Annotated in this window: 15 protein-coding genes and 2 pseudogenes; 12 read left to right on the forward strand and 5 right to left on the reverse strand. The window is 57.0% G+C overall.

Annotated elements, in window-relative coordinates:
- Positions 1-4: 4 nt before the first annotated feature.
- From KGA98_RS14410 to KGA98_RS14430, 5 genes and pseudogenes are all read left to right on the forward strand, one after another.
- Positions 5-1159, forward strand: a complete 1155-nt coding sequence (locus KGA98_RS14410) for an iron-containing alcohol dehydrogenase (protein ID WP_223502625.1) — start codon at positions 5-7, stop codon at positions 1157-1159.
- 17 nt (positions 1160-1176) lie between these two features.
- Positions 1177-2331 (forward strand): iron-containing alcohol dehydrogenase, encoded by a 1155-nt coding sequence (locus KGA98_RS14415; protein ID WP_223502626.1) that lies wholly within the window; start codon positions 1177-1179, stop codon positions 2329-2331.
- 184 nt (positions 2332-2515) lie between these two features.
- Positions 2516-3760 carry an OprD family porin gene (locus KGA98_RS14420; RefSeq protein WP_223502627.1) on the forward strand — a complete coding sequence of 415 codons (1245 nt, stop codon included), beginning with the start codon at positions 2516-2518 and terminating at the stop codon, positions 3758-3760.
- 173 nt (positions 3761-3933) lie between these two features.
- Entirely contained in the window at positions 3934-4890 is a 957-nt protein-coding gene (locus KGA98_RS14425; protein WP_223502628.1) for a cyclase family protein, read from the forward strand.
- Between the two features lie 425 nt (positions 4891-5315).
- Positions 5316-5470: pseudogene (locus KGA98_RS14430) on the forward strand (histidine/lysine/arginine/ornithine ABC transporter ATP-binding protein); the annotation flags it as partial.
- Positions 5471-5546: 76 nt separating this feature from the next.
- Here KGA98_RS14430 and csiR read toward each other — a convergent pair.
- Positions 5547-6245 carry a DNA-binding transcriptional regulator CsiR gene (gene csiR / locus KGA98_RS14435; RefSeq protein WP_223502629.1) on the reverse strand — a complete coding sequence of 233 codons (699 nt, stop codon included), beginning with the start codon at positions 6243-6245 and terminating at the stop codon, positions 5547-5549.
- Between the two features lie 195 nt (positions 6246-6440).
- Here csiR and glaH point away from each other — a divergent pair, with 195 nt between their 5' ends.
- The 4 genes from glaH to KGA98_RS14455 all read left to right on the forward strand — a co-directional run bounded on the left by glaH (position 6441) and on the right by KGA98_RS14455 (position 11766).
- A complete protein-coding gene (gene glaH / locus KGA98_RS14440) occupies positions 6441-7418 on the forward strand; it encodes a glutarate dioxygenase GlaH (RefSeq protein WP_056723351.1) in 978 nt (325 codons plus the stop codon).
- A gap of 89 nt (positions 7419-7507) precedes the next feature.
- On the forward strand, positions 7508-8782 hold the full coding sequence (gene lhgO / locus KGA98_RS14445; RefSeq protein WP_223502630.1) for an L-2-hydroxyglutarate oxidase: 1275 nt from the start codon (positions 7508-7510) through the stop codon (positions 8780-8782).
- A 13-nt stretch (positions 8783-8795) separates the two neighbouring features.
- A complete protein-coding gene (gene gabD, locus KGA98_RS14450) occupies positions 8796-10244 on the forward strand; it encodes an NADP-dependent succinate-semialdehyde dehydrogenase (RefSeq protein ID WP_223502631.1) in 1449 nt (482 codons plus the stop codon).
- Between the two features lie 100 nt (positions 10245-10344).
- Positions 10345-11766 (forward strand): aspartate aminotransferase family protein, encoded by a 1422-nt coding sequence (locus tag KGA98_RS14455; RefSeq protein WP_223502632.1) that lies wholly within the window; start codon positions 10345-10347, stop codon positions 11764-11766.
- Between the two features lie 730 nt (positions 11767-12496).
- Here KGA98_RS14455 and KGA98_RS14460 read toward each other — a convergent pair.
- Positions 12497-13240, reverse strand: coding sequence for a histidine kinase (locus KGA98_RS14460; RefSeq protein ID WP_150727165.1), 744 nt, complete (start codon positions 13238-13240; stop codon positions 12497-12499).
- Positions 13241-13348: 108 nt separating this feature from the next.
- Complete coding sequence (locus KGA98_RS14465; RefSeq protein WP_223502639.1) at positions 13349-14080, reverse strand: FadR/GntR family transcriptional regulator; 732 nt, start codon at positions 14078-14080, stop codon at positions 13349-13351.
- A 279-nt stretch (positions 14081-14359) separates the two neighbouring features.
- Between KGA98_RS14465 and KGA98_RS14470 the strand changes: the two genes are divergently transcribed.
- The 3 genes from KGA98_RS14470 (at position 14360) to KGA98_RS14480 (ending at position 17971) form a co-directional block, all read left to right on the forward strand.
- Positions 14360-15853 carry an aldehyde dehydrogenase gene (locus KGA98_RS14470; RefSeq protein WP_223502633.1) on the forward strand — a complete coding sequence of 498 codons (1494 nt, stop codon included), beginning with the start codon at positions 14360-14362 and terminating at the stop codon, positions 15851-15853.
- Between the two features lie 87 nt (positions 15854-15940).
- Positions 15941-17419, forward strand: a complete 1479-nt coding sequence (locus KGA98_RS14475; RefSeq protein ID WP_150727167.1) for an APC family permease — start codon at positions 15941-15943, stop codon at positions 17417-17419.
- A 66-nt stretch (positions 17420-17485) separates the two neighbouring features.
- The gene (locus KGA98_RS14480; RefSeq protein ID WP_223502634.1) at positions 17486-17971 is read left to right on the forward strand and encodes an ester cyclase; all 486 of its coding nucleotides are present in this window, start codon (positions 17486-17488) and stop codon (positions 17969-17971) included.
- A 185-nt stretch (positions 17972-18156) separates the two neighbouring features.
- On the opposite strand, the gene KGA98_RS14485 is transcribed toward KGA98_RS14480, so the two are convergent.
- Positions 18157-18789 carry a TerB N-terminal domain-containing protein gene (locus KGA98_RS14485; protein WP_223502635.1) on the reverse strand — a complete coding sequence of 211 codons (633 nt, stop codon included), beginning with the start codon at positions 18787-18789 and terminating at the stop codon, positions 18157-18159.
- A 221-nt stretch (positions 18790-19010) separates the two neighbouring features.
- Positions 19011-19130, reverse strand: a pseudogene (locus KGA98_RS14490) (IS30 family transposase); the annotation flags it as partial.

Below are 19130 nucleotides of genomic sequence, written 5' to 3' on the forward strand. Positions count from 1 at the left end.
ATGTATGTCGACGTTTAACTTTGAAACCACACCACGTGTGATCTGTGAGATCGATGGCGCGTTGCGCCTGGGCACCTTATGCCGCGAGCTAAAGGCCGAGCGGGTATTGCTGGTCAGCGATCCGGGGTTGTTGCGCGCCGGTTTGCTAGATGCACCCTTGCGAGCCCTGCGCGAAGCCGGGGTCGACGCGACACTGTACAGCGATGTGCAGGCCGATCCGCCGTCGGAATCGGTGCAGCACGCGGTGGATGCCGCCCGTAACTGCCGCGCCCAAGCAGTGATCGGCCTGGGCGGTGGCAGCTCCCTGGACACCGCGAAGTTGGTAGCCTTGCTCTGTGGCCGCGAGCAGGAGCTGGAGTCGATCTACGGTATCAACCTGGCCCAAGGCCCACGTTTGCCATTGATCCAGGTGCCGACCACGGCAGGTACGGGCTCGGAAGTGACGGCGGTAGCGATTGTCACCACTCCCAGCCATGAGAAAAAGGGCGTTGTCAGCCCATTGCTGTATCCGGATATCGCGCTGCTGGATGCCCAACTGACCGTCGGCTTGCCTGCAGTCGTCAGCGCCATGACCGGTATCGATGCCATGGTCCATGCCATCGAGGCCTACACCAGCGTGCACAAGAAGAATGTACTGTCCGATGGCCTGGCAATGCAGGCGTTGCGCCTGCTGGCGGGCAATCTGGATCGGGTCCTGGCGACGCCTGGGGATTTACCGGCCCGTTCCGACATGCTTCTCGGCTCGATGCTTGCGGGCATGGCCTTTGCCAGCTCGCCGGTGGCGGCGGTGCATGCCCTGGCATACCCGTTAGGCGGCCACTTCCATGTGCCCCACGGCTTGAGCAACGCCTTGGTGCTAGTGTCGGTGCTGAACTTCAATCGTCCTGCAGCCGAGGCGCTGTACGCGCAACTGGCGGCGGCGGTGCTGCCAGAGCAGCGCTTTGCCAGCGAGGCGTTGGCCTGCGATGCCTTTGTTGAGTTCATGACCCGGTTGGTGGGACGCATGCCGTTTGCCCAGCGGCTACGGGATGTGGGCGTGACTGCCGGCGACCTGGATCGCCTGACCGATGACGCGATGAAGGTCGAACGCCTGCTTATCAATAATCCGCGCCCGGTAACCCGCCAAGATGCCCGCGCCATCTATGCCTCGGTGCTGTAAACAAAAAGGACTGACCGATGAGTTATGAATTCAGAAGCGTGCCGCGCATAGTCTGCGAAGAGGGCGCGTTGCACAGCGTGGGCAAGGTGCTCAGGGATCTCGGTGCGCAACGGGTGATGCTGGTGTGCGATCCTGGCATTGTCAGCCTGGGTTTTGCAGTCAAGGCCCAGGCCTCGCTTGAGGTGGCTGGCTGCGCAGTCACACTGTTTGACCAAGTGGTTCCCGACCCTTCGTCCGTCGTGGTCAAAGAGGCCGCCGAGCAGGCCCGACAATTCAAGGCCGATGGCGTGCTGGGGCTCGGCGGCGGCAGTTCCTTGGACGCTGCCAAACTGGTGGCGTTGCTGATCAACAGCGAACAGCCCTTGGAGGAGTTGTATGGAACCGACAAAGCCCTGGGGGAGCGGGTGCCGCTGGTGTTGGTGCCAACCACGGCAGGCACCGGCTCAGAAGTGACCTGGGTCTCCGTCATCACTGACGAGCAACAGCGCAAGCAAGCGGTGTATTCGTTGCAGCTGATGCCGGACGTGGCGGTGCTCGATCCGAAACTGACACTCGGACTGCCGCCCAGGGTCACCGCCGCCACCGGTTTGGACGCCATGGTGCATGCAATCGAGGCCTACACCAGTCGCACACGCAAGAACCCGATTGCCGATGGCTTGGCCTCCGCCGCCCTGGGATTGCTGGGCGCCAACCTGCGCAAAGTATTGGCCAACGGTCAGGACGTGGCGGCGCGTACGGCGATGCTGCAAGGCTCGCTGATGGCGGGCATGGCATTCGTCAACGCCTCGGTGGCGGCGATTCATGGGTTGGCCTATCCGCTAGGGGTACGCTTTCACATTCCCCACGGCCACGCCAATGCCCTGGTGATGGCGCCGGTACTGCGTTTCAACCTGAGCGCGGCGCAAAGCCAATATGCGGAGCTCGCGACATACCTGTTGCCGGGCCGCCATTTCGAGCACGAAGCCGAGGCAGCCGAAGCCTTTGTCCAGGCAATTGAAGCGCTGGTGGCCGACAGCGGGCTGGAAACCCGGCTGTCGAAACTGGGGGTGGACGAACCCGCCCTCACCGAAATGGCCAACTCGGTGGTGATGAACCTGCGTCGCCTGATCGACAGCAATCCCAGAGACATGACCGAGCAGGACGTAGAAGCCCTCTACCGCAGCATCTTCTAACCGACTGACGCGCATCGCCCATTAGCGGGCGGTGCGCCGAAGGGATACGCGCTCTGATTCGACAGTGTGTATCCATTTGTCCCCTCCTTTTATTCAGCTCGTCTGCCAACGCGGAGCGGAGGGTTTTGTGTGCTTTTTAACTATGAGAATAAAAATAATGAACTGCTGCAATAAAAACAGCCGCATGTTGGCACCTGTCGTCAGTACCTATGTCTTAGGGCTGGCGCTGGCCGCGTCTGCCTTTCCGGCCGTCGCCGAGGCTTTTCTCGAAGACGCCAAGGCGAGCCTGACGGCGCGCAACTTCTACATCAACCGCAACTTTACCAATCCGGCTTACCCGCAGAGCAAGGCCGAGGAGTGGACTCAGAGTTTTATCCTCGACGCCAAGTCCGGCTTCACCCAGGGCACCGTGGGTTTAGGTGTGGACGTGCTGGGGCTGTATGCGCTCAAGCTCGATGGTGGTCGCGGTACCACCAACACCCAGTTGCTGCCAGTGCATGACGATGGCCGTCCAGCCGATGACTTCGGGCGACTGGGCGTGGCGTTGAAGGCTCGGCTGTCAAAAACTGAACTGAAGGTCGGCGAATGGATGCCGGTACTGCCGATCCTGCGTTCCGATGACGGACGCTCCCTGCCGCAAACCTTCCGGGGTGGCCAGGTGACTTCCCAGGATATCGACGGTTTGACCCTGTACGGTGGGCAGTTCCGCGGCAACAGTCCACGCAACGACGCGAGCATGGACGATATGTCGATGACCGGTAGGGGCGGGGTTACCTCTGATCGCTTCAACTTTGCCGGGGGCGAGTACAGCTTCAACAGCAAGCAAACCATGGTTGGCCTGTGGAATGCCGAGCTCAAGGACATCTACAACCAGCAGTTCATCAACCTGGTGCACAGCCAAACAGTGGGTAGCTGGGTATTGGGCGCCAATCTTGGCTACTTCATCGGCAAGGAGAGCGGCAGCGAGCGGGCAGGGGAGCTGGACAACAAAACCGCCTCCGCCATGTTCTCGGCCAAGTATGGCAGCAGCACCTTTTACCTGGGCTTGCAGAAAGTCAGCGGCGACAACGCCTGGATGCGGGTCAATGGCACCAGCGGCGGCACCCTGGCCAACGACAGCTACAACTCCAGTTACGACAATGCAAAGGAGCGGTCCTGGCAGTTGCGTCACGACTTCAACTTCGTTGGTGTGGGCATTCCCGGGTTGACCCTGATGAACCGCTACATCAGCGGTGAAGACGTACACACCGCGACTGTGAGTGACGGCAAGGAGTGGGGCCGGGAGAGTGAGTTGGCCTATGTGATCCAGAGTGGCAGCCTGAAAAACCTGTCGCTGAAATGGCGCAACAGCACCCTGCGTCGCGATTACAGCAGCCTGGAGTTCGACGAGAACCGTCTGATTATCAACTACCCCTTCTCGGCGCTTTAATACCGCTAAACAGATCGCACGCTACGCCAGCGGCTACAGACTTTTGTAGCCGCCGCTCGTTTGTCATTAAGCGAGCACTTTCATTTCAATGTTTTGTATGTCCTGAGCGGTAAGGACGCAAGGCGCATTAGTCGTGCGCTTCAATAACCACCGTGACTGAAAAGGAAAACATCATGACTACTGCAGTTCCTAAGATGGATGATTTTTTGAAGGACGCTCCTTCTAACTGGGGCAAGTGGGGAGCGGAAGACGAAGTTGGCTCTCTGAATTACCTGACCGCGCAAGAAGTCATGCGCGGGGTTGCGCATATTAAGACGGGAAGCGTATTTACTTTACAGCGTATGATCGGTGATCCCGCAGGCGATCCGGTTTGGCCAGGCCGTACCCCGGCGGAACGTACTATGGTTCTCGATGAGTCAAGCTGGGACAATGATCATGGCCCATGTTATCCCGGCGGGTTGCACTACGCTGATGACAAGATCGACGCGTTCCTGCAAGGCTCCACACAATATGATGCGCTTGGCCACCTCTGGTACGGCGGGAAAATATGGAACGGCTACGACGCGCGAACAACTGTGGGTGGCCTCGACAAGGCCAGTGTCGCACCTATCGGCGAGCGAGGAGTGGTCGGGCGCGGCGTATTACTGGATATGGCACGGCATCGTGGCAAGCGCATGCTGGATAAAGGTGAGACATTCACTCACATGGATCTTATGGCGTGCGCAGAGGCTCAGGGCCATACGATCGAGCCCCACGATATCCTGATTATCAGGACTAACTTCCTTCAAGCTTTCTATGAGCAGGGCGAGGCGTTTTACGACGGATTCTGCGAGCCAGGCCTTACATATTCGGAGGAGCTTGTTCGATGGTTCCATGACAAGGAAATTCCAAACCTTGTCACCGATACCATCGCCAATGAGGTCACGACAGACCCAGTATCAGGTGTGGCTCTGCCACTACACTGCGCTTTGATGCGTAATCTTGGTATCGCCTTTACGGAGATCTGCGACCTGGAAAAGCTAGCTGAAAGTTGCGCGAAAGACAGGCAGTATACTTTCCTTTATGTGGCAGCCCCGCTGAAAGTACATCGCGCTGCCGGATCACCGGTCAATCCGGTAGTGATCAAGTAGTCGTTTATGCTGGGGCAGGTTTACTCCTGCCTCAGCATATGTGAAAGCCGCCGACTTCTGTCTCAACCTAGTACATTCGCTGGCTCAGTGATAGAAGAATCCATACGTGGCTGGGCGATCTCTATGGCTCCTTTGTGAGTTTGGCAAGAGTCGAGCCAGGCCACGCGACTTTCATCTAACAACGTTTGCTGCGACCAGCTAGGCCGAGTGATTGCTCGAACCCTCGAGCAATTTACCTGGCGATGCAAGTATGTTGCGGCCTAACTCCAGCCACGCCTTAGCCGCGAAAGAAAGTTCGCCTTGCCTTCACCATGCGAGTGATACTTTCCAGGTCAGCGATGGTGATCGGATTCCTGCGATCGTGAAGCTGTTAGCGTCAAGTGTGTCGCAGAATATGCGGGGGAGGAGGGTAATTCCGACACCCAGATTCGCCTACATCGGCGCTGGACCCTGAGGTGTGGGAGAAGTGCAGAAAGTCATCCAAGGGCTTGCAGAAGAAGGTCGGACCATGATCATGGTGACCCATGAAATGGGTTTTGCCCGCAAGGTCTCGAACCAACTGCTGTTTCTTCATCAGGGGCGGTCTCAATGAGTAAGCATACTTCAGCTAGAGTGGGCGGGTATGCTCGCTTTAGCCGCCCCGTTCAACCCCAAACTCACGCGGCACTGCCCATTCCTTGCACCAGCATTATCTCGGCGATGATCGGTACCGGCGTCATCAGGTGAGTGCGCATCATGGTGCTGGCCCGTGGCGCATCGCGCGCCAGAATAGCTTCAACCAGCGCGGCATGTTCCTTGCGCTTCAACGCCAGGGCTTCTTCGGAGAAAACCGTCTGGGTCAGCCAAAGGTGGCGGTAGCGTTCGGCCTGGTCAAATAGATAACCACGCGCCTGTAACAGGTGTTTTGAGCCGCAACCGGTGGCGATAGCAGTGTGGAAGGCCTTGTGCCGTTCGTCCCAGACATCCAAGACCTGCTCTCGGGTTTTGACATCCATGACTTTCGAGAGGGTATGGGACTGGGCAAGGATCTGCGCCTCCCAGGCGTCGTCACCGCGCTCAATGGCCAAGCCTACGATCATCGCCTCGAGGTTGGCGCGGGCATCGTAGATGTCCTGCATTTCTTTCAACGACATGGGCGCGACCCGGTAGCCCTTCTGGCTGATCACCACCACCAGATGTTCGGCCACCAATTGCGAAAGCGCCTCTCGCAGCGGGCCAACCCCCAAGTCATAACGCTCCTTGAGCCCGCTCATGAGGAGCTTCTCTCCGGGCTTGAAGATCCCGCGAATGATGTCCTGTTTGAGTCGCTCATACCCGCTGAATGCAGAGTTCTGCTTGGGGGTGAGGCTATCCAAAGGTACTGCTCCTGAAAACGACAAGGTCCAATCATACCTAAACATCTGTCATACGAAAAACATAAGACGGAATGGTGTTTTGTCGATCATAAATAAAAATGTAGACATTTTAAATTTATGGCGATATTTTTGCTCTGGGCCTGATCCGCATCAATGCTGGAGGGGCCAATCCCTACCTTCTGCCCAGGAACTGCCATGAACGCCTTTACGCAAATTCAGGACCTTGTGATGCCACTGCCATCGGAGTGCAAGGGTTTCACTCTCACCCCTTCCAGCCAGTCACCGCGCCTGCTTGAGCTGAAATTTGCCAAGCAAACCGTCGACGCGTTCATAAAGGCGGTGACGCAATGGCCGGTCCAGGCTCTGGAGTACAAATCGTTCCTGCGCTTCCGGGTTGGCCAGATACTTGACGAGCTGTGCGAAGGCACCCTGCGCCCGGTGTTGATCAACACCATTCTCGACCGCGCCACCGGCGGCATGCTCATCACGCCGGAGGGGTTGAACGAAGTGTCCCAGGCCGATGACATGGTCAAGTTTTCCTCGGCCGTCGCGCACTTGATCGGTCGCTCCAACTTCGATGCCATGAGCGGCCAGTTCTACGCGCGCTTTGCAGTGGTCAACACCGACAATTCCGACAGTTACCTGCGCCAGCCACACCGGGTCATGGAGCTGCACAACGACGGCACATTTGTTCAGGAGCGCACTGACTATGTGCTGATGATGAAGATCGACGAGCAGAACATGGAGGGCGGCAACACCCTGCTGCTGCACCTGGACGATTGGGGAGACCTGAACCACTACTACACGCATCCGCTGGCCCGCCGTGAAATGCGCTTCACCGCGCCACCGAGCAAGAACGTGCGTGAAGACGTGTTCCATGCGGTGTTCGACAACGACGCCGAAGGCCGCCCGACAATGCGCTACATCGACCAGTTCGTGCAGCCCAAGGACTTCGAGGAAGGCATTTGGCTGACCGCCATGAGCGAATCCCTGGAAGGCAGTCAGGAGAAGGTTTCGGTACCGGTGCCGGTCGGAAGCTTCGTGCTCGTCAACAACATGTTCTGGCTGCACGGCCGTGACCGCTTCACCGCCCACCCGGGCCTGCGTCGTGAGCTGATGCGTCAGCGCGGCTACATCAGCTACCAAAAAACCATGTACCAGCGCGGCCAGTAAGGTTTGGCAAACGCTGAAGTGACGAGGGCCACCTCATGTGGCCCTTATCGCGCTTCCAACAAAAACGTAATACAGGTGGGTGCAAGCTAATGGCTGCGTACGACTTCATCATCATCGGTGGCGGCATTGTGGGTATGTCCACGGCCATGCAACTGGCCCAGGTTTACCCGGACGCAAAAATCCTCCTGCTGGAGAAAGAGTCCGGCCCGGCCAAGCACCAGACCGGCCACAACAGTGGCGTAATCCATGCCGGCGTCTACTACACCCCGGGCAGCCTGAAGGCGCGCTTCTGCCTGGAGGGCAACAAGGCCACCAAGGCCTTCTGCGACAAGCACGGCATCCGTTACGACGAGTGCGGCAAGCTGCTGGTGGCCACCAATGAGCTGGAAATGCAGCGCATGAGCGCGTTGTGGGACCGCACCGAAGCCAATGGGCTGAGGCGTGGATGGCTGTCGGCCGCCGAGCTGCGCGAGCGCGAGCCGAACATCGTCGGCCTGGGCGGTATCTTTGTGCCGTCGAGCGGCATCGTGAACTACGCCGAAGTCACCGCGGCCATGGGCCGAGAATTCGAAGCCGCCGGTGGTGAGATCCGCTACAACAGCGAAGTCGTCGCCATCGACGAGCGTCCCGATGAAGTCGTGGTCCGCACCGACACGCTGGAGCACCACGGGCGCTTCCTGATCACCTGCTCGGGCCTGATGGCTGACCGCGTGGTGCGCATGCTCGGGATCAAGCCCAACTTCATCATCTGCCCGTTCCGCGGCGAGTATTACCTGCTGCCCAAACAGCATAATCAGATCGTCAACCACCTGATCTATCCGATCCCGGATCCGTCCATGCCATTTCTCGGCGTGCACCTGACCCGCATGATCGACGGCACCGTCACTGTCGGACCCAACGCAGTGCTGGCGATGAAGCGCGAAGGCTATCGCAAGACCGATTTTTCGCTGTCGGACATGTTCGAAACCCTGACCACCCCGGGCATTCTGAAGGTGCTGATGAAGAACCTGCGCCCCGGTCTGATCGAGATGAAAAACTCACTGTTCAAGGGCGGCTACCTGAAGGAAGTGCAGAAGTACTGCCCGAGCATCAACAAGAGCGACCTCACCGCCTACCCGGCCGGTGTGCGCGCACAGGCGGTCTCGCTTGACGGCAAGTTGATCGACGATTTCCTGTTCGTCAACACTGCTCGTAGCGTCAGCGTCTGCAACGCCCCGTCGCCCGCAGCGACCTCCGCCATCCCGATCGGCGCATACATCGTCGACAAGGTCCGTGAGCAGCTAGCAAGCACCGGTGTCAGTTTTGTCAAACCCGCCAACTCCACTCGGACCGCCCCGATGGCGGCTTCCGGCGCAACCCGCTAACGAGGAATTTCGCGTGCAACTCAACGATCAGAAACTGTTTCGCCAGCAAGCCTATATCGACGGTGCCTGGGCAGATGCTGACAGTGGCCAGACCCTCATGGTCAACAACCCGGCCACCGGTGAAATCATTGGCAGCGTGCCGAAGATGGGGGCGACCGAAACCCGTCGTGCCATTGAAGCCGCTGACAAGGCGCTACCGGCCTGGCGCGCCCTGACCGCCAAGGAGCGCGCCAACAAGCTTCGCAAGTGGTTCGACCTGATGATGGCCAACCAGGAAGACCTGGCCCGCCTGATGACCCTGGAGCAAGGCAAGCCACTAACCGAGTCCCGTGGCGAAATCGCTTATGCCGCTTCCTTTCTGGAGTGGTTCGGCGAAGAGGCCAAGCGCGTGTATGGCGACATGATCCCCGGTCACCAGGTGGACAAGCGCCTGATGGTGCTCAAGCAGCCGATCGGTGTCACCGCCGCCATCACTCCGTGGAACTTCCCTTCGGCGATGATCACCCGCAAGGCCGGTCCGGCCCTGGCCGCCGGCTGCACCATGGTCCTCAAGCCGGCCTCGCAAACGCCTTACTCGGCCCTGGCCTTGGCCGAGCTGGCCGAGCGCGCCGGCATTCCGAAAGGCGTGTTCAGCGTGGTCACCGGCAGTGCCGGCGAAGTCGGCAGCGAGCTGACCGGTAACCCGCTCGTGCGCAAGCTGACCTTCACCGGCTCCACCGAAATCGGCCGCCGGCTGATGATCGAGTGCGCCAAGGACATCAAGAAGGTGTCGCTGGAACTGGGCGGCAATGCACCCTTCATCGTCTTCGATGACGCCGACCTGGACGCCGCTATCGAGGGGGCGTTGATCTCGAAGTACCGCAACAACGGCCAGACCTGCGTCTGCGCCAACCGTCTGTATATCCAGGAGGGTATCTACGACGCCTTCGTCGAAAAACTCACCGCAGCCGTGGCCAAGTTGAACATTGGTAATGGCCTGGAAAACGGCATCACCACCGGCCCCCTGATCGACGCCAAAGCCATGGCCAAGGTTCAGGAGCACATTGAAGACGCTGTGAGCAAAGGCGCTCGCGTGGTTGCCGGCGGCAAGCCGCATGCCCTGGGCGGGACCTTCTTTGAGCCGACCGTGCTGGTTGATGTTCCGCGCAACGCCGCCGTTGCCAAGGAAGAAACTTTCGGTCCGCTGGCACCGCTGTTCCGCTTCAAGGATGAAGCCGATGTGATCGCCATGGCCAACGATACCGAATTCGGTCTGGCGTCCTACTTCTATGCTCGCGACTTGAGCCGGGTGTTCCGTGTGGGCGAAGCGCTGGAATACGGCATTGTCGGCGTCAACACCGGGATCATCTCCAACGAAGTCGCGCCGTTCGGTGGCATCAAGGCCTCGGGTTTGGGTCGTGAAGGCTCCAAGTACGGCATTGAGGACTACCTGGAAATCAAATACCTCTGTATCGGCGTGTGATCACGGCGGACATTCATCAAGCGTCAAGAGGGGTGGAGATGAACACCCACCAAAGCCTGTAACAACGCCATATGGCCGCCATTCCCCGGAGTTCCTTAACATGAATCGCTCGTATCTTTCGCTCGCCGAAAAGGATGTTCAGCATCAACTGCACCCCTACACGGATGCGCGACTGCACCAGGAAGTAGGCCCACTGATCATTGAGCGTGGCGAAGGCGTTTACGTCTATGACAACCAAGGCAAGCGTTATCTCGAAGCGATGTCGGGTCTTTGGAGTGTGGCGCTGGGTTTCAGTAATGAGCGCCTGATCAAGGCGGCAGAGCAACAGCTACGCAAACTGCCCTTTTATCACCTCTTCAGCCACAAGGCTCACACGCCCAGTATCGAATTGGCCGAGAAGCTGATCGAACTCGCCCCGGTGCCGATGAGCAAAGTCTTCTTCACTAACTCAGGCTCTGAAGCCAACGACACCGTCGTCAAGATGATCTGGTATCGCAACAATGCTATCGGCAAGCCTGGCAAAAAGAAGTTCATTAGCCGTCACAATGCGTATCACGGCATTACTGCTGTCAGCGCCAGTTTGACCGGGCTGCAGGCGAACCAGCGTGGTTTTGATGTGCCGCTGCCTGGCTTCTTTCACGTCGGCTGTCCGCACCACTATCGCAATGCCAAACCTGGCGAGACCGATGAACAATTTGCTGATCGCCTGGCAGCCGAACTGGAAAATGTCATTCTCCGGGAGGGGCCGGAAACCGTAGCCGCTTTTTATGGCGAACCGCTGATGGGGGCGGGCGGCGTGATCGTGCCTCCGCGCACATATTGGGACAAGATTCAAGCGGTGTGCCGTAAATATGACGTGCTGGTCGTTGCGGATGAAGTGATTTGCGGCTTTGGTCGTACCGGTAAAATGTTTGGCTGCGAAACCTTCGACATCAAGCCGGATGTCATGGTGGTTTCCAAGCAACTATCTTCTTCGTATCAACCGATCGCGGCAGTCCTGATCAACGATAAGGTCTTCGAGGGGATCGCCGATCAGAGCCACACCTTCGGTACTCTGGGCCATGGCTTCACCGGCAGCGGCCACCCGGTTGCGACTGCAGTTGCGCTGGAAAACATAAAGATCATCCAGGAAGACCGGCTTGTTGAGCGCGCCTGCGAGTTGGGCGAACAACTTCAGGCCGGACTGGCTCAATTTGCTGATCATCCGTTGGTAGGGGAGGTCAGGGGCTGTGGACTGATCGCCGCTGTGGAGCTCGTTGCGGATCGTCGGACAAAGGAGCCGCTGGATACGGTTGGGAAGCTGGGGCGCTACCTGGCGGGACGTGCGCAGGAGTACGGCATGATCACAAGGGCGATGGGAGACTCGATTGCATTCTGTCCACCACTGATATCCACGACAGAAGAAATACAGTTTGTGGTTGATACGTTCAGCCGTGCACTCGACGACACTGACCGTTGGTTTGGTCTGGGTGTCAACCAAAGCATGTGGCATCAGTGGGAGGGCTACACGCACAACTCCTGATAGCGCGTCTCGGTGTCATGAAGGTGTATCGATCATCGGCGCGGCCCAGGTACTGGTCGCGCCACCATCTTAGTTTCGTGAGTAAAAATGATTCTTCACGGATTACCGGGAAAGACGCTCTTGATCTTCATGAAAAAGCGCTCGCTGTCCCGGTAGCCGTACACCCTCTGTTTGATAACCATGATTTATATCTTTTTAATTAATCGGTGTGAGTTGACCAACGAATCCGGCTCACAATGTCTCTAGGTCAGCCTGTTGTTCCGGGTGGGTGCTGGCTAACCTCCAGGTCAAAAGCTGTATTCATTTCCACTACAGCCGCCTCGATTTGAGTGCGTCCCCCTCTAGCTCCAAACTTCGAAAAATGATCTGACCGCAACGCGGGTTTTAGTCAGGCCCGACAGGCAGGAAACGTGAGGAGTGAGGAGTCAAAGCACTTGTTTCAGTCGTTCACGTACTTCGTGAAGAACCCAGTGGCTGCGCGACCCACTGCGGCTCCTTCTAAAGGTTGTGATCTTCCAGTGTCGCGGCGAGAGTGCACAGCTTCGTCAATTCGGTTGAGATGATTCTTGTGCAATTGCCTGATGGAATAGGCGGCTAGAATGGGGGCCACTTTCGGTAGCAGAGTGCATGGCGACCTCCAGCCATCCATGGCAGGAGCTTTCATTCGGGGGGACTTTTCCTGATGCGCCTGGGTTGAGATTTGGTTCTTTAAACCAAGATGGAGTCTTGATCAAAACCTTGGGACAGGCCGCTCTACGACGCTCCAATATGACGATGTGTCGATAAGGCTCAGGACGCGACCCTGTTCTTTGTCCAGGCTCAGGGTGCCTCGAATCAAATCACCGGCCAGCCAACTCGGTGTGTTAGCCGCCAGCACTCTTCCTTCGGCGTTGAGTAACAACGCCTCATTACTGACTCGCATAAGGCTGCGCACGAGCAAGGGCTCCAAGGAGTGCAGAGAAATATCGGCAGCAGCTACACCAATGAAGCGATCTGCGAAAAAAATAGGAACCGAGAACGCAACGATGTACTGCTCCGTGCCGTACAAATCCACAAACGGGCCGTCTATGGAGGGCTGCCGGGTTTGCTGGGGGCGGGTGTACCAAGGCATGTGCAGGTAATCGTAAAAACGGTCGCTACGGCTATTAAAATTCAGCGTCAGAGGCTTGATTTCTTCTTTTTGGGTTCGGCACCACCATTCCAGATGCATTTCGCGGCCTTCCAGCTCACCAGGAGCGAATACCACGCCGGCACCATGAAACTTGAGGTTCTCCGAGTTCAGGATTTGCCGAATAATCGGCAGCAATGGCTTCAGATCGCCTTGGCCGGGGCGCTCCTTTTTGCTACACGTATGCTCCCAAATGCTCAATACCGCGGCGCTCATATCGTTGAGCCCCTTGAATACGTTACTAATGGAAGCGTTGATCAACGTGGCACATTGGGACAACTCGTTTGCTGACATTTCGTTAGCCATGGCTCTACCTCATGACTCAGAGAAGACAATGCGGTGCCTGCAGTCGACGGGGTATGCGACACCGAGCTGCATAGCGAGCGAATAATTCAGCAAGTTTCGTTCCATTCATTAGTCGCCTTCTGCCATTTGTTGTAGTCGTAGGGTGCTTAGGCGGCGAACGCCTCGTGTTACATGTGCTTCTGCCAGTGCGCCGGCCAGATTGGCGTCGTTCGCTACGATGGCTTCCAGGATAGCTCTATGTTCCCGCTCGACGGCCTGTGGGTCTGGTTGGCCGGCAAACGGCAGCCATAACAGTTCCCCAAGTTCTGCCTGCAAGCGCGCTTCGCTGTGAGTCAGGCGCACAGACTGCGCTGCCACGGCTATTTCGATATGGAACCTGGCGTCGGCTCGGCGGCGCTCTCGCCGCTCTTGAGCGTTGGCCAGGGCGTCGACAAGGCTGCTCAGTTTTGCATGTTGCTCAGGCCCGGTGCGCTGGGCCGCCAGTCGGGCGGCGGCGCCTGAAATGGCAGCGTGCTCATCGGCGAGGTCACGCAGTTCAAGCGTGCTGAATTCACGCAGTTGATTGAACAGGGCCTGATCTGAGGTTTGCGGTGCGGCGCAGATGAAGCTCCCCCCGCTGCGTCCGCGCCGGGTTTCGATAACCCCGCGCTCTCGCAAGCCTGCCAGCGCGTCCCGCAGCGTAACCGTGGCGACGCCGAGCTGTGTGGCCAGGGCACTTTCATTGGGGAGCTGTTCGCCTTCTGTGAACAACCCCAGATCGATCATTTCTATCAGGCGACGGGTAACAGACTCCGTTTTACCTTCCTGGTTAAGGCGTATGAGGCTTGAAGTAGGGCTCATGGTTGATTCATTCATGGGCGGCGCCGTTTTACGCCTGTGGCAATAGTCCGATATAGCGTCAAGCGCGTCCGGATGTGTGTTTCTTTTAAAATTCTATTTCATATTTAATATTATTTTTGTACGTATTCGTGGGGAGATTCTAGAATTTTTGCGCATGAAAAGTCAAAAAAATCACCTGATGTTCGCTTTTTTGGGGTTCTCATGGGTTAAAAGATATGGTTCCATATGTTTAAGGCGATTTGAGATCGCATCCATCCGAACCCAGGAGCAGTTTTAACCATGAGTCAGTTGACCCGATCAGAGTGGGAAGCCAGAGCCAAGGCGCTGAGCATTGAAGGGCGAGCCTTCATCAATGGCAAATATGTGTCGGCCAGTTCAGGTGCAACCTTCGAGTGCATAAGTCCTATCGATGGGCGTGTGCTTGCCTTGGTCGCGAGTTGTGATGCGGCGGATGCGAATTTGGCGGTCGCCAGTGCCCGGTCGGCGTTCGAGTCCGGTGTCTGGTCACGCCAAGCACCTGCAATGCGCAAGGCAGTGATGGTGCGTTTTTCCGAATTGTTGCAGGCCCATGCCGAAGAGCTGGCTCTGCTGGAAACATTGGACATGGGCAAGCCGATTTCCGATTCGCTGTCGGTCGACCTCCCGGGGAGCATTGACAGTATCCGCTGGTGCGGTGAGGCAATCGACAAAATCTACGATGAGGTGGCAGCGACCTCGGTTGATCAGCTCGGGCTTGTTACCCGGGAGCCGGTTGGGGTGGTTGCGACTATCGTGCCGTGGAATTTTCCACTGATGATGGCGTCTTGGAAGTTGGGGCCGGCGCTGGCTGCCGGTAACTCCGTGATCCTCAAACCCTCGGAGCGTTCTCCGCTGACGGCTATCCGCATCGCACAGCTAGCTCTGGAGGCGGGTCTTCCAGCGGGTGTGCTCAATGTTCTGCCGGGCTATGGCCACACCGTGGGCAAGGCGTTGGCCCTGCACGGTGAAGTTGATACCTTGGCGTTTACCGGGTCGACCCAAGTGGCCAAGCAATTACTGGTTTATGCGGGTGAGTCGAACATGAAGCGAGTCTGGCTCGAGGCCGGCGGCAAAAGTCCCAACATCGTATTTGCGGATGCCCCCGATCTGCAGGTGGCGGCCGAAGCAGCAGCGGCAGCCATCGCCTTCAACCAAGGTGAGGTTTGCACTGCCGGTTCACGTTTGCTGGTGCAGGCATCGATCAAAGAGCGTTTTGTACCGATGGTTGTCGAGGCCATGAAGGGCTGGAAGCCGGGGCATCCTCTCGACCCTGACACCAACGTCGGCGCACTGGTGGATGGCCGTCATCTGGATGGGGTGATGCAGTACATCGAAGAGGGTCAAGCGCAAGGCGCGCGGCTCTTACTCGGGGGACGCGTGGCACGGGTAGAAACCGGTGGCAGTTACGTAGAGCCAACCCTGTTCGACAACGTCAGCAATTCGATGAGAATCGCTCAGGAAGAGATATTCGGTCCCGTACTGTCAGTCATCGAATTCGACGAAGCCGAGGATGCGGTACGCATCGCCAATGACACCCCTTACGGTCTGGCCGCAGCTGTCTGGACGTCTGACCTGTCTCGAGCCCACAACATGGCCCGCGCACTTCGTGCCGGCAGTGTTTGGGTCAACCTCTATGACGGCGGTGACATGATGGCGCCGTTCGGCGGCTTTAAACAGTCCGGCAATGGCCGTGACAAATCCCTGCATGCCTTTGATAAGTACACGGAGATCAAGGCCACCTGGATACAACTCTGAGTCAACTCTGGTTAATCGCGCAACGGATGGGATGGCACCGTCCAATCAACGCCTATTAAAACAAATTCCTTTTTGAAGGATGTTGCAATGAACAGCTCAATTAGCGCCAAGGTAGCTGTAGATCAAGACGCGGAGCAACTCCGTGCCCTTGGGTACACCTCAAATTTCGAACGTAGTATGAGTCTGTGGCAGAACTTTGCCCTTGGATTCACCTATCTGTCCCCGGTAGTAGGGGTCTACACCTTGTTCGGCCTGTGCTTGGCCGCCGGCGGGCCACCAATGTTCTGGTCCTACCTGCTGGTGGGGTTCGGCCAGATGCTGGTGTGTCTGATTTTTTGCGAAGTGGTATCTCAATACCCGATTTCCGGCGGCGTCTATCCTTGGGCCCGTCGTCTGGTTGGCAAGAAGTGGGCATGGATGGTTGGGTGGATTTATGCCATCTCTCTGTGTGTCACCATTGCCGCCGTCGCGCTGGGGGCTGGCCCCTACATCGCAAACCTTCTAGGTTTCGAGTCGTCGCCGGTAACTAACACATTGGTCGCGCTATTTTTGACGGCGACGGCGACGGTCTTGAATCTCAGTGGTACCAAGCTATTGGCGCGGGTGGCGATGTTCGGTTTTCTCTGCGAACTAGTCGGGGCTTTGTTGATCGGTGGATACCTGCTGATCTTCGAGCGCCACCAGCCTTTGAGCGTATTGTTCAATACTTTTGATATTTCCATTGATGGGGCCTATTGGCCTGCGTTTCTCACGGCCTCATTGGCGGGGATGTTTCTCTACTACGGCTTTGAAGCTTGCGGCGATGTTGCCGAGGAAACCCCAAATCCGAGCCGCCAAGTTCCAAAGGCGATGCGGATGACTATCTGGATCGGCGGCGCCGCCTCGATCTTTGCGGCCCTGGCGTTGATCCTTGCAGTTCCAGATATGGCTGCGGTCATTTCCGGGCAAGACAAAGACCCGATGTCGACCATATTCGGCAGCGCGTTCGGTCCTGTGGGCTCTCGGGTAGTCATGGCGGTCATTACGGTTTCGTTCGTTTCCTGCGTGCTGAGTTTGCAGGCATCCGCCAGTCGTTTGCTTTATGCCTATGCTCGAGACGAAATGCTCATGGGCAGTAATGTGCTGAAAAAACTCTCGCCTACGACACACGTCCCGACTGCAGCCCTGGTGGTGTGTGGCGTGCTACCCGCGATCATTGTGTGCGTAGGCTTCTACCTTCAGAACGCTATTGCGCTGGTGGTAAGCTTTGCCGCCATCGGTATCTACCTGGCGTTCCAGATGATTGTTGGCGGGGCGCTGTACGCCCGTATCCGTGGGTGGAAACCCAAGGGCCAGTTCACCATGGGGCGTTGGGGTTGGATAGTGAACATCGCTGCCCTTTGCTACGGCATGTTCGCAATCATCAATATGTCCTGGCCGCGTACCCCGGATGCGCCTTGGTATGTGAACTACGGCATCGCACTTGTCGGTGCCATCGTCATCCTTGTCGGTGTCCTATACATGACCCTGTTTCGTCCCTATGAAAAGGGCAAGGCCCCAGCTTCGGATGCCTGGAAAAACCGTTAATTGACATCAATGCCTGTCGCTAAGCGCGGCAGGCAAACCGATCTTCTAACAATAAGGTTGAAGGCTATGACGTCTCGAATCCACTCACTACTGTTCGGGCTGTTTCTGGTTCTGGCCAGTCATGCAAGTTTTGCGGCAGGCCAAAACGATACCCTCGGCGTGATCCATGACTATATGAAGGCTTGGAATGCCCACAATGCGGATGCGGCGGCCGAGTATTTTTCTGATAACGTTGAGTTTCTCGACGCCTCGGTGGGCACACCTCAAGTTGGCCGCGAAAACGCTAAGTCCCAAGTAATTCAGGTGTTCATGCAGGCGGTGCCGGATCTGCAATGGAAAATGTTCGGCGAGCCGATTGTCAATGGCGAGAGCATTGCCTTTGAATGGGAGTTCAATGGCACCAATACCGGTCCCTGGAGTGCCGAGACCCCAGCTACTCAGCGCCCCCTCAGCTTCAAGGGTGTTAGTTTCATACATCTCAAGAACGGCAAAATTCTCACGCAGCATGACTACTACGACGCCCTCGGTTTTAACAAGCAACTGGGCTGGTAACGGGTTATTACAGTTTGCAGTATCAGGGGAGGCCTGCCTACGCAGTGAGGTCACCCTGTGCAGAGTGCTGTCGATAATAGCGATCCATACTTACATTTAGTGGCGCGATTTATACCAGATGTACGATGAGTGGGGGGGGTGACCATGTTCATCTGATGATTCAAAGAGTATCCGGCACGATCTGCTTATTCCTGTTGGCGAAGATGACCCCCCTCCAGCCATTGAAGGTATCCACGGCGAGCCTCTGACGTGATGGAGTGAAAACTGGGCCAATAGGACATCAGCCGTTCTTCTAGATCGACGTGTGTCTTTGCGATACGGAGCTTGGGGTTTATCAGTGAGGGTTCTTCGGCATCGTGCCGGCCACCTAGCACGCTGCCCATATAGAACATGCCACCGGGAATTGAAAAACCGGAAACGGTGACAGATTCACCTGCTGACACCCAGCGAACATCAGGTTTTTGCGTGCTCGCATTTGGAATATTGAAGGACTTTGAAGATGCTGAGCCGAGTTGGACAGTGTAAAAATCAGAGGTTTCCTCTGTGCCCATATTGCTCCCTGAAACCTCACGGATAGAGAAAGTGATGCCTGACCGTTGATGCTCTCGCAGATGTTCCGTCTCCGAAACGGCCACTGACAATTGCTCGGCCTGTCGCCTTGAGCGACGAACCAGCAGCCAAAAAACCGCGGCAATGCAAGCAATAACACCAATGGCGATCCAAGCATTTTTCGGGATCGATGCGACTGCGCCGAAGGCCAGAGCGAAAATGATCAGGATGCCGTTACTTGTAGAATTTTTTGCCTTCTTCCTTGCCATGAGTCGTTTCAACCTTGAAAGATGGGTGCTGGCGCAATGGCAGTATCCGATAATTGCCCTACGAGAACCATGGGCTGAGGAACGCTATTGATCGGAAAATTTTGCTCGCGCACGAATAGCTACAATCATCAGAAGTAGCTTTTTCAGCATGACGCGCGCAGATCATCCCCCCTCCGTTGCTGATAGCTGCGATTAATTGTGGGCAGCTATCAGCTGTGGATTCAACCGGTCGACGCAACAGATTGGCTAAATCGTTCAGCGGGTGTTTCGTAGTCTAGTGTTTTCCGAGGGCGGCTATTTAGCTGCCTTGCGACTTCATTGAGCGTGGCTTGCGAGTGCTC

Source organism: Pseudomonas sp. BF-R-24, from assembly GCF_019947335.1.
Taxonomy (GTDB): Bacteria; Pseudomonadota; Gammaproteobacteria; order Pseudomonadales; family Pseudomonadaceae; genus Aquipseudomonas; species Aquipseudomonas jessenii.

Excerpts from the sequence above, each read along its gene's own strand:
- KGA98_RS14410 (WP_223502625.1), top strand. The coding sequence starts at position 5 with ATGTCGACGTTTAACTTTGAAACCACACCACGTGTGATCTGTGAGATC.
- KGA98_RS14480 (WP_223502634.1), top strand. The coding sequence starts at position 17,486 with ATGACGTCTCGAATCCACTCACTACTGTTCGGGCTGTTTCTGGTTCTG.
- KGA98_RS14455 (WP_223502632.1), top strand. The coding sequence starts at position 10,345 with ATGAATCGCTCGTATCTTTCGCTCGCCGAAAAGGATGTTCAGCATCAA.
- KGA98_RS14465 (WP_223502639.1), bottom strand. The coding sequence starts at position 14,080 with ATGAGCCCTACTTCAAGCCTCATACGCCTTAACCAGGAAGGTAAAACG.
- KGA98_RS14485 (WP_223502635.1), bottom strand. The coding sequence starts at position 18,789 with ATGGCAAGGAAGAAGGCAAAAAATTCTACAAGTAACGGCATCCTGATC.
- KGA98_RS14420 (WP_223502627.1), top strand. The coding sequence starts at position 2,516 with ATGTTGGCACCTGTCGTCAGTACCTATGTCTTAGGGCTGGCGCTGGCC.
- KGA98_RS14415 (WP_223502626.1), top strand. The coding sequence starts at position 1,177 with ATGAGTTATGAATTCAGAAGCGTGCCGCGCATAGTCTGCGAAGAGGGC.
- KGA98_RS14460 (WP_150727165.1), bottom strand. The coding sequence starts at position 13,240 with ATGGCTAACGAAATGTCAGCAAACGAGTTGTCCCAATGTGCCACGTTG.
- KGA98_RS14475 (WP_150727167.1), top strand. The coding sequence starts at position 15,941 with ATGAACAGCTCAATTAGCGCCAAGGTAGCTGTAGATCAAGACGCGGAG.
- lhgO (WP_223502630.1), top strand. The coding sequence starts at position 7,508 with ATGGCTGCGTACGACTTCATCATCATCGGTGGCGGCATTGTGGGTATG.
- glaH (WP_056723351.1), top strand. The coding sequence starts at position 6,441 with ATGAACGCCTTTACGCAAATTCAGGACCTTGTGATGCCACTGCCATCG.
- KGA98_RS14470 (WP_223502633.1), top strand. The coding sequence starts at position 14,360 with ATGAGTCAGTTGACCCGATCAGAGTGGGAAGCCAGAGCCAAGGCGCTG.
- KGA98_RS14425 (WP_223502628.1), top strand. The coding sequence starts at position 3,934 with ATGACTACTGCAGTTCCTAAGATGGATGATTTTTTGAAGGACGCTCCT.